Below are 13751 nucleotides of genomic sequence, written 5' to 3'. Positions count from 1 at the left end.
GGACTGTGGACGACCAGGCTGGGTCATGGGGACGCGGCCCATCTGGGGGACCTGAACCCCTCCCGCGCGGGTCTGGAGTACTTCAAGGTCTCCGAAGACAAGAGCAAGCCCGGTTCCTGGCTGGCCGACGCGCGTACCGGCCAGGTCCTGTGGCAGACGGCGTCGGGCGCCGACAACGGCCGGGGCGTGGCCGCGGACGTCTACGCCGGCAGCCCGGGCGCCGAGGCGTGGTCGGCCTCGGACACCACCCTGCGCTCGGCCACCGGCGCCTCGCTCGGCCGGGAGCCGTCCAGCATGAACTTCCTGTCCTGGTGGGACGGCGATCCGGTCCGTGAACTCCTCGACGGCACCCGCATCGACAAGTACGGCACCTCCGGTGACACCCGCCTGCTGACCGGATCCGGGGTCCACTCCAACAACGGGACCAAGGCGACCCCGTCGCTGTCCGGCGACATCCTGGGCGACTGGCGCGAAGAGGTCATCTGGCCGACCTCGGACAACAGGGCCCTGCGGATCTACTCCACCCCGCACGAGACCAGCACGAAGATCACGACCCTGCTCCACGACACGCAGTACCGCACGGCCCTGGCCTGGCAGAACACCGCCTACAACCAGCCCCCGCACCCGAGCTTCTTCATCGGCAACGCCATGCCGACCGCTCCCCGTCCAACCGTCTACACCCCCTGAGAAAGCCGAGGGCGTATGCCGCTACCGGCATACGCCCTCACCAGCACGCCTCAGGCCACCGTGCAGCTCTGGTCACCCAGCTTGAACGCCGTCGGTTTCGTGTTCGTCCCCGACGCGTCGGCCGTGAAGCCGAAGCTGACGGACGAGCCCGCCGCCACGCCCGCGTTCCAGCCGACGTTCTTCACCGTCACCGCCGGACCCGACTGCGAGGCCTCGGCGTTCCACGCCTGGTTCAGCTTCTGGCCGTCGGCGAAGGACCAGCCGAGCGACCAGCCGTTCCAGGCGGCGGTTCCGGTGTTGGCGAGCTGCACGTCCGCCTGGAAGCCGCCCGGCCACTGGCTCGTGACCTTGTACGTCACCTTGCAGGCACCGGTCGGCTCGGGGCCCGGCCCGGGGTCCGTGGTGCCGCCGTCGGAGCTGTCGCCGTAGACGACGCCACGGCCGTTCGTCGACACGTACACCCGGCCGTACACCCTGGGGTCACCGGTGATGGCTCCACCCGTCCAGCCCCACTGGTGGGCGTCGTCGTTGATGCGGGTCCAGCTCGCGCCCTTGTCCGTGGAGCGGAAGATGCCGCGCACGCCGCCGATCTTCGCGCTGGTGTAGAGCGTCTGGTAAGAGGCGCCGGGGGCCGCCTTGCCGAAGCCGATGGTGTCGGCCTGCTCGACGTTCGACAGCTTCGTGAAGCTCGTGCCGCCGTCCGTCGAGTGCCACAGGCCGTACACCCCGTCGCTCGCGCCGCCCGCCAGCCAGACGTCGCCCTTCCCGCCGGGCAGCGCCTTGAAGCGGACGCTGTCCCCACTGGGCAGCCCCGTCGCCGGTGACTCCTTGAACGTGGCCCCGCCGTCCGTACTGACGTAGAACTTCCCCGACTTGAAGCCGTAGAAGGTCTTCGGGTCGACCCGGTCCGACTCGACGATCGCCCCGGCGGGGATCCCGCCGGACGCCTGCCACGAGGTGCCGAAGCCCGTCGTGTGGTGCACGCCGGCGCCCTGCGGGCTCCACACGAACCGGCTGCCGTCGGCCGCCGCCGCGACCGTACCGCCGCCGCTCACGCCCGAAGGGTCGGTCCCCGCGAACCAGTTGGCGCCGTTGTCCGTCGAGAACGAGATGTGCGGACCCGAGTCGAGGTTGCCGACCCGGACGACCGTGTTCGGGTTCGACTCGGCGAAGTCCAGGCTCGTGGTCGTCGTGAAGTTCGGCTGGGTGAACATCATCGACGGGACCTTCGCCAGATCCGTGTGGCGGAAGCCGCCGACGTCACCCAGCGCGCTGAGCAGCGGGGCGCCCGACGGCGGTGATGCCAGGTCGTTGACCGCGGTCTCCTCCAGCCCCCGCACCATCGGCTTGACGGCGAACTTGCTTCCGCTGTCCCAGTTCGTGAGGTTCTCGGTGCCGTAGATCGTCGCGCCCGTCCCGTACATCATGCGGTTGGAGTTGAACGGGTCGATCTCCAGGGCCTCCGTCATCCACCCGAGCTTCGGGGTCTGCTCCGGCGGCTGCGGGTTCGCGCCCCAGGTCAGCCACGGCGAGGACGACACGTCCATCGTGTAGCGGTTCTCGCGGTTCGGGTACGACGTGTAGTCCCACGCCTTGGTCCAGGTGGCGCCGCTGTCCGTGGAGCGGAAGATCTGCGTGTCCGGCCACCAGGCGCTGTACGCGGTCGCCATCACCGTCCCCGGCTTCTGCCGGTCCACCGTCAGCCCGCTGAAGCCGTAGAAGGTGTCGGCCTCCGCCACCGGGCTGATGTCCTTCCAGGTCCCGGTCCCGGTCGCGTAGCGCCACAGCTGCCCCTTGCCGCCGTCGTACGGGCCGCCCTTGTCGCTGTAGGCGAGGTACAGATAGCCGTTCTTCGCGTCCAGGACGCCCTTGTGGGCGAGATGGCCGGTGGGCTGCCCGGCCAGCCGCTGCCAGGTCGCGCCCGCGTCCGTCGAGCGGTACACCGCGTTGTCCTTGTCGGCGACCCCCACGTAGATCGTCTTCGTGGCGTTGCCCGAGGTGCCCGTGGACTCGTCGAAGGTGACCCAGACGATGCCCTGGTTGTCGGAGGCGTAGCCGCTGGTGTCGGTCGGGTCCTGCGCGTAGTTGCCGGCGTTGGGGAAGTTCGCCACCTGCGACCAGGTCACGCCCGAGTCCGTCGACCGCCACAGCCCCTTGCCGCTGGGCGCGCCCAGGTACAGCACGCTGTTCCGGTTCGGGTCGACGGCCAGCCGCTCGCCCATGCCCCGCCCCGGCATGTTGCCGCCCAGCTTGAACGGCAGATCGGCCTTCTGCCAGCTCGCCCCCCGGTTGGAGGAGCGCATGACCGCACCGTTCTTCGGATCCCAGCTGTTGGTGTACGTACCGACCGCCGCGTACACCTTGTCGGGGTCGACGGAGTCGGAGGCGATGCTGACGACCCCCGTGTGCCCCCAGTCGTCCCAGCCGACGGAGTCCAGCAGCGGCGTCCAGGTCTTCGAGGCCTCCTGCCACCGATAGGCACCGCCGATGTCGGTCCGGGCGTAGGCGAGGTTCTTCTCGGTCCGGTTGAAGACGATGCCCGGAACAAATCCACCGCCGTCGATCCGCGCGTTCTTCCAGGAGTAGGTATCGGCAGCGATCTTCACCGACGGCGGATCAGCGGCCAGGGCGGTGGGAGCGCCGGACAACAACCCGGCCGCCAGCGCGAGCACGGCCGTGAGAATACGGGTTCTTCGCACGGTGGGGTTCCTTCCGTGAGGGGGAACGTGCGAGAGCCGGGCGGCCCCAGTGCGGGTGGAGCCGCCCGGCCGTGGCCCCGCGTCAGGTGCAGGGCCACGTACGCAGAGCTTCGGACGCTGTCTCGGGGGCGCGGGGAACTGCGGGGCCGGCCACAACGGACCGGCAGCCGAAGTACCGCCCGACCCGCCAAGCGCCCGGCGGGGACTATTCGAGAAGCTCCGCGTACGAGCCCATGGCCAACGCGATATCCGCCTGAGCCCAGAACCGGTGATACGTGAACGACGGCACCGCACCGCCCGCGAGATAACTCTCGATCTTCGACCAGGCCGGGTCGTCCTCGTAGAAGGACCGGATCGAGTCGAACGTCGACGACGAGTTGATCGCGTCACCGTTCGGCATCGTGCCCGTCCAGCCACTCGGAATGGACACCGAGTCGTCGAACCGGTTGTAGTCCGCGCGGTTCTCCGGGACGGCGATCCCGAGGTCGTCCTGGTTGTTCGCCCACATACCGTCCAGCAGCTTCTTCGCCGCCGCCGCGGCCTCCGTGTCACCGGAGCGGTCGGCGTAGTACGTCAGGGTCTTGGCGAACGAGGCCGCCACACCGACGTCGTTGGTGTAGTCGGCGACCGTGACGTGCAGCCCGCTGTTGGAGCCGGGGCTGGAGGCGTTCCAGGTGTCGGGCTGGCCCGACCACTGGAGCGTCGACGGGATACGGAACGTGCCGTCCGGGTTGAACGTGGTCTTGGACAGCGCCCAGTCGACCCACTTGTCGAGGACCGTCTTGGCCTGCGCGTTCCCCGTCTGCTGGTACAGCTCGGCGACCCGCTCCATGGACCACGCCTGGAAGCCGAACCACTGGTTGGACGGCGGGTCGTGGTACACCGGCTTCTCGTCGTAGTACATGCCGTAGAACGTCGACTTCCCGGCGGGCGGGGTCGCGTACCGGCCCGCCCAGCTGTTGGTCGCGCCGCCGGCGATGGCGCCCTCGTCCGACTGCAGCCAGCGGTAGAACTCCAGCTGCCGGTCGAGGGACTTCGCCCAGTCCGCCGCGCCCGTCGCCGACTTGGGCTTCAGCGGGGCGTAGGTGCTCAGCGCGTAAGCGGCGAGCGGGTTCTGGTAGCCGCCGTGGGCGTGGCTGGAGCCGATGCGCCAGGCCCAGCCGGCACTGGTGTCGGTGGCACCGCCCCAGGCGTAGTACCAGGACATCAGGTACATCGAGGCGTCTTTGCCGGTGCCGGCGGCACAGGTCGACGGCCCGACACAGTTGCCGATCTTCTTGAAGTACTTGTCGAACATGGAGTAGCGCAGGTAGTCGCCCATCTTGGCCGCCTTGCCGACGGTCGCGGACACGGCACTGCCCTTGCCCTGCTCCTTCGCCCAGACGTCCGCCCAGTAGGCGGCCTGCACGGCACGCGCGTCGGCGTCCGGCGCGTTGGTGAACTTCCACTGCTTGGCGTAGGAGGCGTCACCGGTGAACAGGTCCAGATAGCCGTTCCTGCCGCCGTACTTGAAGGCGTCACAGGTCGGCTGCGGCACCGTCTCCCACACCGACTCCTGCGCGCCGCGCTGGAAGGTGTTGATGTACGACGGGCCGGTGTCCGACGGTCCCGCCTCGCACTTGCCGGGCGAGTTGCCGTAGCCGTAGACGTTGTCGACGTCCTGCAGCCAGTGCATGCCGTAGATGTCGTCCGTGCCGTACGCGCTCTTCAGCTCGGCCGCGATCGGGTCCCGGCCGACCTGGACGCCGGTGTCGAGCTGGGCCGGGTACTCACCCGGGGTGTCCAGTTCGGGCGCGTAGGTCGCCGGCTTCGAGGCGTTGTAGAAGGAGTTGGTCGGCTGGTCGGCGTGGGTGGGGATCATGTACTTCTCCATGAGCTCCCACGCCCCGTTGAACTTGGACCAGTCACCGGTCACCTTGCCGTACATGGCCTGGAGCCACAGGAGGTAGCTGTACGCCTCCGAGGTGGTCTCGTGACCGTGGTCCGGCGCCTCGACGATCAGCGTCTCGACCGAGTGGTAGGGAATGCCCTCGGGGGAGAAGTAGCCGTTCGCCGGGTTGGTGATCTTCCCGTAGAGCTCCAGGAAGCGGGCGTCGTACGCCTTGGTGGCCGCCAGCTGGGTGACGGTGACCGAGGCCTTGGCGTGGCCCGCGGCCGTCGACTCGAACACCGCGGAACCGGTACCGGAGCCGGCTGCCGTGACCGTCACCTTCTGCGCGGTGTTCCAGTTCTGCGGGGTGAAGGTGAGCGAGGCGCCGCCCGTGACCGACAGGCCCGAGTTGCCGCTCGCGCGGGCCGACGTCACCGTCACGCTGGACGCCGGCTGCTTGGACAGCTTCACCTCGTAGGTGCCCGACTTGCCGGACTGCACGCCCAGTTGGAGTGGCGAGGCGACGACGGTGGGACCGGAGGCGACCGTGATGCCGACCGGGGTGGAGTCGGCGGAGGCGCCCATGCTGTCGTAGGCCTTCGCCACCAGGGAATGACTGCCCACGGCCAAATCCGGGACGGACAGCGCGTAGGGCGCGCTGGTGTCCGTGCCCAGCAGCTTGGTGTCGTCGTAGAACTCCACCTTGCTGATCGTGGCGTTGTCGGCCGCGGCCGCGGTGGCGGCCAGCGGGACCGGCTGGCCCTGGGTGTAGACGGCGCCGGAGGCCGGGCTGGTCAGCACGGCGATCGGCGGCTGGTGCGCGCCGGTACAGGGGGTGCCGTTGACCGTGAACGACGTGGGCGCGGTGTTGCTGCCGCTGTAGGTGAACTGGGCGCCCGTGGAGACGGCGGCGCCCGCGGCGACCCGTGCGTTGTGAGAGGCGTTCTTGACGGTGATGGTCTGGCCGGACTGCGACCAGGTGCCGTTCCAGCCGTTCCCCAGCTTCTGGTTGCCGGAGTAGGCGTAGGTCAGCGTCCAGCCGTCGATGGCGTCCGTGCCGCGGTTGGTGAGGGTCAGGTCCGCGGTGAAGCCGGAGCCCCAGTCGTTCGTCTTGTAATCGACACTGCACTGAAGTGCCGCCGCCTGCGCGGAAGTCGACCCTGAGGAGAGCATCGTCAACGGAAGCGCGAGAGCCGCGAGCGCGGCGGTCCACAGACGCCGCACGGCTCTCCGCCTCCGGGGTGGGGGATGCATGGTGCTGGTTCCTCCTTGCGGCTCGGAGAAGTCAAGGCTTGAACCAGTGGGAGCGCTCCCATAGTGAGGACGGGGGTGGTATCGGTCAAGGTCCTTGAAGAGTCGAAAAGATTCGACGCCGCGTGTTGAGCGAAGTTCAGTGACTCCCCTGTTCTTTGCTGACACTTGGCGCTACCTTCCTTGACACCAGTGGGAGCGATTCCATCAGTCGACGCGTCCGTCTCGACGGGCCCGGCCTGCAAGGAGTCGCTCATGCGACACCCCTCGCGTTCAGTACTTTGAGCCGCCGCCTCAGCGGTCGTCCCCGGCTGCGCGAGTGCCGGTGCCGGGTTCCTCATGTCCTTGTCGGAGCGCGCCCTGAACGGCTGACACCCCCACCACCGAAAGGGAAAACCGCACTCATGAGCCGTACGAGAACAGCGTTACTGGCCGCCATGGCCCTGGTGGCCGGAGCCACCGGTACGGCGTTCGCCGTGGATCCGGGCGGCATCGGCACCGCAGCCGTGCCCTGCACCGTCGACTACAAGGTGCAGAACCAGTGGAGCACCGGCTTCACCGCCGCCGTGACCGTCACCAACAACAGCGCCGCGAAGTCGTCGTGGTCGCTGAAGTGGTCCTACGCCGGCAACCAGAAGGTCACCAGCGGCTGGAACGCCAAGATCAGCCAGAGCGGTGCCGACGTCACCGTGGCCAACGAGAGCTACAACGCCCAGCTCGCGACGGGCGGTTCGGTCAGCTTCGGCTTCCAGGGTTCGTACAGCGGCAGCAACGCGATCCCGGCCACCTTCACCCTCGACGGCGTGACCTGCAACGTCGACGGCGGCGGCCCCGGCGGTCCCACGGACCCGCCGGACCCGGGCGGCCCCGCCAACCGGGTGGACAACCCCTATGAGGGCGCCAAGGTGTACGTGAACCCGGAGTGGTCCGCGAATGCCGCGGCCGAGCCGGGCGGCAGCCGGGTCTCCAACCAGCCGACCGGTGTCTGGCTGGACCGGATCGCCGCGATCAACGGTGCGGGCGGCAAGATGGGCCTGCGCGCCCACCTCGACGAGGCGCTGCGCCAGAAGGGCTCCGGCGAGCTCGTCGTCCAACTGGTCATCTACAACCTGCCCGGCCGTGACTGCGCCGCCCTCGCCTCCAACGGCGAGCTCGGCCCGACGGAGATCGACCGGTACAAGACGGAGTACATCGACCCGATCAAGGCGATCCTCGCCGACTCGAAGTACTCCTCGCTGCGGATCGTCACCACCGTCGAGATCGACTCGCTGCCGAACCTCGTCACCAACACCGGCGGCCGCCCGACGGCCACCCCGCAGTGTGACGTGATGAAGGCCAACGGCAACTACATCAAGGGCGTCGGGTACGCGCTGAACAAGCTCGGCGACGTGCCGAACGTCTACAACTACGTCGACGCCGGCCACCACGGCTGGATCGGCTGGGACGACAACTTCGCTCCCTCCGCGACCCTGTTCAAGGAGGCGGCGACCGCCGAGGGCGCGACCGTCAACGACGTCCACGGCTTCATCACCAACACGGCGAACTACAGCGCCCTGAAGGAGGACCACTTCTCCATCACCGACAACGTGGCCGGCAAGTCCGTCCGCGAGTCGAAGTGGGTCGACTGGAACCGCTACGTCGACGAGCTGTCCTTCGCCCAGGCATTCCGCAACCAGCTGATCTCGGTCGGCTTCAACTCCGGCATCGGCATGCTGATCGACACCTCCCGCAACGGCTGGGGCGGCACCGCCCGGCCCACCGGCCCCGGCGCCCAGACCTCCGTCGACACCTACGTCGACGGCGGCCGCTACGACCGCCGCATCAACCCCGGCAACTGGTGCAACCAGTCCGGAGCCGGCCTCGGCGAGCGCCCGAAGGCCAGCCCGGCGGCCGGGATCGACGCCTACGTGTGGATGAAGCCCCCGGGCGAGTCCGACGGGGCGAGCAAGCAGATCCCGAACGACGAGGGCAAGGGCTTCGACCAGATGTGCGACCCCGCGTACAAGGGCAACCCGCGCAACGGCAACAACCCGTCCGGTGCCCTGCCGGACGCCCCGCTGTCCGGGCAGTGGTTCTCCGCCCAGTTCCGGCAGCTGATGCAGAACGCGTACCCGCCGCTGTCCTGACACGCTGACCCCGTCCCCACGGATCCGCCGGGGCCCCTTGGCCCCGGCGGATCATTTTTTTGCGGGGGCGGCAAGAGCGGTGGCCTTCCCCCGGTGCGTCGGCGCAGGCTGGACGGCATCCGAGGGAGAGGCTGACCACCATGGCGCACGACCACGACCACGACCACGACGACGACCACGACGAGAACCACGGGCACGGGCAGGGCCATGGCCACCACCACGGTCCCACGGACATCGACTGGGCCGAGATGGGCCCGAAGCTGGAGTCGGAGGCGGAACTGTTCGCGTCCCTGTACGAGCGGGCCATGGCCTGGCTGGCGCAGGAGGTGACCGAGCCGGGCCTGATCGTCGACGCGGGCAGCGGGCCGGGTGTCGTGTCCTGTCTGTTCGCCGAGACGTTCCCGGGCGCGCGGATCGTCGCGGTGGACGGCTCCGAGCCGCTGCTGGAGCGGGCGCGGGCCCGGGCCGAGCGGCTGGGGGTCGCCGACCGCTTCGGCACGATCGCCGGTGAACTCCCGGATGTGCTCGACCAGTTGGAATACCCCGCCGACCTGCTCTGGGCGAGCCGTAGCCTGCACCACCTGGGCGACCAGCGGGCCGCCCTCACCGCCTTCGCCGCGCGCCTGGCGCCCGGCGGCACGCTCGCCCTGATGGAGGGTGGTCTGCCGCCGCGGTACCTGCCGCGCGACATCGGCATCGGCCGCCCCGGGCTCCAGGAGCGGATCGACGCGGTGCAGGCGGAGTGGTTCGCGCGGATGCGGGCGGAGTTGCCGGGGCATGTCGCGGAGACGGAGGACTGGCCGGGGCTGCTGGCCGCCGCGGGGCTGAAGCACACCAGGACGCACACGTTCCTGCTCGATCTGCCGGCGCCTGTCTCGGAGCGGGGCCGGGACTATGTCCTGGCGTCCCTCTCGCACATGAGGGAGCGGCTGACGGACGGGCTTGACGCGGAGGATCTCGCGACGCTTGACCGGCTGCTCGATCCTGACGACGAGGCGAGTCTGCACCGGCGGTCGGACGTGTTCGTCCTGGAGGCGCACACGGTGCACACGGCGGTTCGGGCGGGGTAGGGCCTGCTCGGCGTCGATGCTGAGGGCGGGTGAGGCACTGGGGGAGGGCACGACTGCCCGCAGCGGGGCAGCTGCGGGCAGTCGGCTTCGTCAGGCCCCGTCGAACGTCGCCGGGTTCGGGCCCAGGCGGCGGTCCTCGTTGAGGGCGCTGATGGCCGCCAGGTCCTCCGTGTCCAGGCTGAAATCGAAGACCTCGATGTTCTCCTTGATCCGCGCCGGCGTCACGGACTTGGGGATGACCACGTTGCCCAGCTGGATGTGCCAGCGCAGGACGACCTGGGCCGGAGTGCGGTTGTGCTTGCGGGCGATGGCCACGATCGCCGGGACCTCCAGCAGGCCCTTGCCCTGGCCGAGCGGCGACCAGGCCTCCGTGGCGATGCCCTGCTCCGCGTGGTACTCGCGGGCGGCGCTCTGCTGGAGGTGCGGGTGCAGCTCGATCTGGTTCACGGCCGGGATGACCGACGTCTCGCCGATCAGCCGCTCCAGGTGCTCGGGAAGGAAGTTGGAGACGCCGATGGCCCGGATCCGGCCGTCGGCGTGCAGCTTCTCGAACGCCTTGTACGTGTCGACGTAGGTACCCCGGGCCGGCAGCGGCCAGTGGATCAGGTACAGGTCGACGAAGTCCAGGCCGAGCTTCTCCAGCGAGGTGTCGAAGGCGCGCAGCGTGGAGTCGTACCCCTGGTCGGCGTTCCAGAGCTTCGTGGTGACGAACAGCTCCTCGCGGGGGAGGCCGGACGCGGCGATGGCCTTGCCGGTGCCCTCCTCGTTGCCGTAGATCGCCGCTGTGTCGATGCTGCGGTACCCGGCCTCCAGCGCCGTCGCGACGGCCGACTCGGCCTCGTCGTCCGGCACCTGCCAGACGCCGAAGCCCAGCTGGGGCATCTCGACGCCGTTGTTCAGGATGATCGGGGGGACCTTGCTCACGAGCTCTCGATCCTTCGGTTTGTGGTCAGGTGTACCTCCCATCGTCAACGATCACGAGCCGTGATGCATTCCTGACGGGAGAATTCCTGCGTGGGACTCACCTGTTACCTGGACATTCACGCCCGGTACAGCGCCTCGACCTCGTTCTCGTACGTCTTTTCGATCGCCTTCCGCTTCAGCTTCAGGGACGGCGTCAGCAGCCCGTGCTCCTCGGTGAACGGCTGGGCCAGGATGCGGAAGGTGCGGATCGACTCGGCCTGCGAGACAAGGGTGTTGGCCGCGACCACCGCGCGCCGCACCTCCGCCTCCAGATCCGCGTCGCGCACCAGCTCCGCCGCGGACATCCGCGGCTTGCCCCGCATCGTCAGCCAGTGCTCCACGGCCTCCTGGTCGAGGGTCACGAGGGCGGCGATGTACGGGCGGTCGTTGCCGACGACGATGCACTGGTTGACCAGTGGGTGGTCACGGACGCGTTCCTCCAGCACACCGGGCGAAACGCTCTTGCCGCCCGATGTGACCAGGATCTCCTTCTTGCGGCCGGTGATGGTGAGGTAGCCGTCCTCGTCGAGCGCGCCGAGGTCGCCGGTGGCCAGCCAGCCGTCGTGCAGCGTCTGGTCGGTCGCCTTGGGGTTGTTGAGGTACCCCTGGAAGACGTTCTGCCCGTGCAGCCAGATCTCGCCGTCGTCCGCGATGTGCACGGTCATGCCGGGGATGGGCTGCCCGACCGTGCCGAACCGGGTGCGGCCGGGCGGGTTGGCGGTCGCGGCGGCCGTGGACTCGGTCAGGCCGTAGCCCTCGTAGATGTGCACGCCCGCCCCGGCGAAGAAGAGGCCGAGCCGCCGGTCCATGGCCGAGCCGCCCGACATGGCGTGCTTGATCCGGCCGCCCATCGCGGCGCGGATCTTGGCGTAGACGAGCTTGTCGAACAACTGGTGCTGCATGCGCAGGCCGGCGGAGGGGCCGGGGCCGGTGCCCCAGGCCTTCGCCTCCAACGCGTCCGCGTACTTGATGGCGATGTCGACGGCCTTCTCGAACGGGCCGGAGCGCCCCTCCTTCTCGGCCTTGCGGCGAGCCGCGTTGAACACCTTCTCGAAGATGTACGGCACGGCCAGGAAGAACGTCGGCTTGAACGCGGCCAGGTCGGGCAGCAGGGCCGCCGCGTTGAGCTGCGGCTGATGGCCGAACTTCACCTTGCCGCGGATCCCGGCGACCTGGACCATGCGCCCGAAGACGTGGGCCAGCGGCAGGAACAGCAGGGTGGCGGCCTCGTCGCCCCGCTTGGAGTGGAACACCGGCTCCCAGCGCTCGATGACGGTGTCCGCCTCGTGCATGAAGTTGCCGTGCGAGATGACACAGCCCTTGGGGCGCCCGGTGGTGCCCGAGGTGTAGATGATCGTGGCGACCGAGTCGGGGGTGACGGCCTGCCGGTGGCGGTGCACCACCTCGTCGTCGAGGTGCGCGCCTGCGTCGTACAGCTCCTGCACGGCGCCGGAGTCGAGCTGCCACAGGCGGCGCAGCTGAGGCAGCCGGTCGATGACGGTGGCGATCGTCATCGCGTGGTCCTCGTGCTCCACGACCGCGGCCGTCACCTCGGCGTCGTACAGCATCCAGAAGCACTGCTCGGCCGAGGACGTCGGATAGACCGGCACGACCTGGGCGCCGATCGTCCACAGCGCGTAGTCGAACAGCGTCCACTCGTAGCGCGTCCGGGACATGATCGCGACCCGGTCGCCGAACCGGATGCCGCTCGCCAGCAGCCCCTTGGCCAGGGCGAGCACCTCGTCGCGGAACTCGGCGCTGGTGACGTCGCGCCACTGCCCGGACTCGTCCTTGCGGCCCAGCGCGATGCGCAGCGGGTCTTCCTGGGCATACTCGAAGACCACGTCGGCCAGACCGCCCACCGGAGGTGCCAACGCCAACGGAGGGTTGGTGAACTCCCGCAAACCCCGCTCCCCGCTCCTCAGCGCTTCGGTTGAGTGACGCTCCGCACAGCGCCGTGAAAGCTACCCCAACCGGGCAGGGGACGGGAGGGGCGGCGAAGGCGGGCAGCGCCCTTGTCCGCGCTGGTCAGGGAGGGAAAATACGCTCACATGGGGAAGGGTCGGACAGAATCCTGACGGTTGAGTAAGTTTCGGAGCCGTAATCTCCACTGAATCTGTACGACTGAATCTCCACGACCCGGCTACGGCTCGGCGCTCCTGGTGCGCGGCGCCCGGCTGCCTCTTCCGTCAGCGCCCCGAGGGCGGATTTCGTCACTCCGGTTCAGTCGGTCGCCGCCGGCCAGGATCGCCGCGGCCAGGGCGTCCGCCGCTCCCAGGGCGGAGGGGCGCCGCCGGCCGTGGACCACGACGAAGTCGACCTGCCCCAGTTCCGGCAGCCCCGCCCGGTCCGGGACCCGGACCAGGCCCGGCGGGATGAGACCGCGGGAGTGGGCCATCACGCCGAGCCCCGCCCGGGCCGCCGCGACGAGGCCGTTGAGAGAGCCGCTCGTGCACACCACACGCCACTCGCGGCCCTGCCGCTCCAGCGCCTCCAGGGCGAGCGCGCGGGTGATGCCCGGCGGCGGATAGACGATGAGCGGCACGGGACGGTCCGGGTCGAGCCGGAGGCGCTCCGCGCCGATCCACACCAGCCGGTCGTGCCGGACCAGCTCGCCGCGCGGGTCCTGGGGCCGCCGCTTGGCCAGGACGAGGTCCAGCTTCCCGGCGGCGAGCTGCTCGTGCAGCGTGCCCGACAGCTCGACCGTCAGCTCCAGATCGACCTCCGGGTGGTCGTGCCGGAAGCCCTCCAGGATCTCCGGCAGCCGGGTCAGTACGAAGTCCTCCGACGCGCCGAAGCGCAGCCGGCCGCGCAGCCGGGTGCCCGTGAAGAACGCCGTCGCCTGCTCGTGCACCTCCAGGATCCGGCGCGCGAACCCGAGCATGGCCTCGCCGTCCTCCGTGAGCTCCACCGAGTGCGTGTCCCGGGTGAACAGCGTCCGCCCGGTGGCGTCCTCCAGCCGCCGCACATGCTGGCTGACGGTGGACTGCCGCAGTCCGAGCCGGCGCGCGGCCTGCGTGAAGCTCAGCGTCTGCGCCACCGACAGGAAGGTGCGCAGATGGGCGGGGTCGTACATGTCCGCCAG

Annotated in this window: 7 protein-coding genes and 1 pseudogene; 3 read left to right on the top strand and 5 right to left on the bottom strand. The window is 69.5% G+C overall.

The genetic code is table 11. The features are described from left to right. Nucleotides 1-687: pseudogene (locus ACFZDA_RS14685) on the top strand (rhamnogalacturonan lyase); the annotation flags it as partial. A 50-nt stretch (nucleotides 688-737) separates the two neighbouring features. Here the strand turns inward: ACFZDA_RS14685 and ACFZDA_RS14680 are convergent. Together ACFZDA_RS14680 and ACFZDA_RS14675 are read right to left on the bottom strand one after the other, a co-directional pair. Then, nucleotides 738-3386, bottom strand: coding sequence for a cellulose binding domain-containing protein (locus tag ACFZDA_RS14680; protein ID WP_391080080.1), 2649 nt, complete (start codon nucleotides 3384-3386; stop codon nucleotides 738-740). Nucleotides 3387-3591: 205 nt separating this feature from the next. Beyond that, nucleotides 3592-6510 carry a glycoside hydrolase family 48 protein gene (locus ACFZDA_RS14675; RefSeq protein WP_391080077.1) on the bottom strand — a complete coding sequence of 973 codons (2919 nt, stop codon included), beginning with the start codon at nucleotides 6508-6510 and terminating at the stop codon, nucleotides 3592-3594. Nucleotides 6511-6911: 401 nt separating this feature from the next. Here ACFZDA_RS14675 and ACFZDA_RS14670 point away from each other — a divergent pair, with 401 nt between their 5' ends. Together ACFZDA_RS14670 and ACFZDA_RS14665 are read left to right on the top strand one after the other, a co-directional pair. Continuing rightward, nucleotides 6912-8633: a glycoside hydrolase family 6 protein gene (locus ACFZDA_RS14670; protein WP_391080074.1), complete on the top strand. Its 1722-nt coding sequence runs from the start codon at nucleotides 6912-6914 to the stop codon at nucleotides 8631-8633. Nucleotides 8634-8773: 140 nt separating this feature from the next. Next, nucleotides 8774-9703: a methyltransferase gene (locus tag ACFZDA_RS14665; protein WP_391080069.1), complete on the top strand. Its 930-nt coding sequence runs from the start codon at nucleotides 8774-8776 to the stop codon at nucleotides 9701-9703. 90 nt (nucleotides 9704-9793) lie between these two features. On the opposite strand, the gene ACFZDA_RS14660 is transcribed toward ACFZDA_RS14665, so the two are convergent. From ACFZDA_RS14660 to ACFZDA_RS14650, 3 genes are all read right to left on the bottom strand, one after another. Next, nucleotides 9794-10669, bottom strand: coding sequence for an aldo/keto reductase (locus ACFZDA_RS14660; RefSeq protein WP_391080067.1), 876 nt, complete (start codon nucleotides 10667-10669; stop codon nucleotides 9794-9796). Nucleotides 10670-10743: 74 nt separating this feature from the next. Further along, nucleotides 10744-12570 (bottom strand): AMP-binding protein, encoded by a 1827-nt coding sequence (locus tag ACFZDA_RS14655; protein WP_391080064.1) that lies wholly within the window; start codon nucleotides 12568-12570, stop codon nucleotides 10744-10746. 239 nt (nucleotides 12571-12809) lie between these two features. After that, on the bottom strand, nucleotides 12810-13742 hold the full coding sequence (locus ACFZDA_RS14650; RefSeq protein WP_391080062.1) for a LysR substrate-binding domain-containing protein: 933 nt from the start codon (nucleotides 13740-13742) through the stop codon (nucleotides 12810-12812). Nucleotides 13743-13751 lie beyond the last annotated feature (9 nt).

Origin of the sequence: Streptomyces sp. NPDC007991 (assembly GCF_042958445.1) — a bacterium.
Taxonomy (GTDB): domain Bacteria; phylum Actinomycetota; class Actinomycetes; order Streptomycetales; family Streptomycetaceae; genus Streptomyces.
This window is presented reverse-complemented; position numbering and strand designations above follow the sequence as displayed.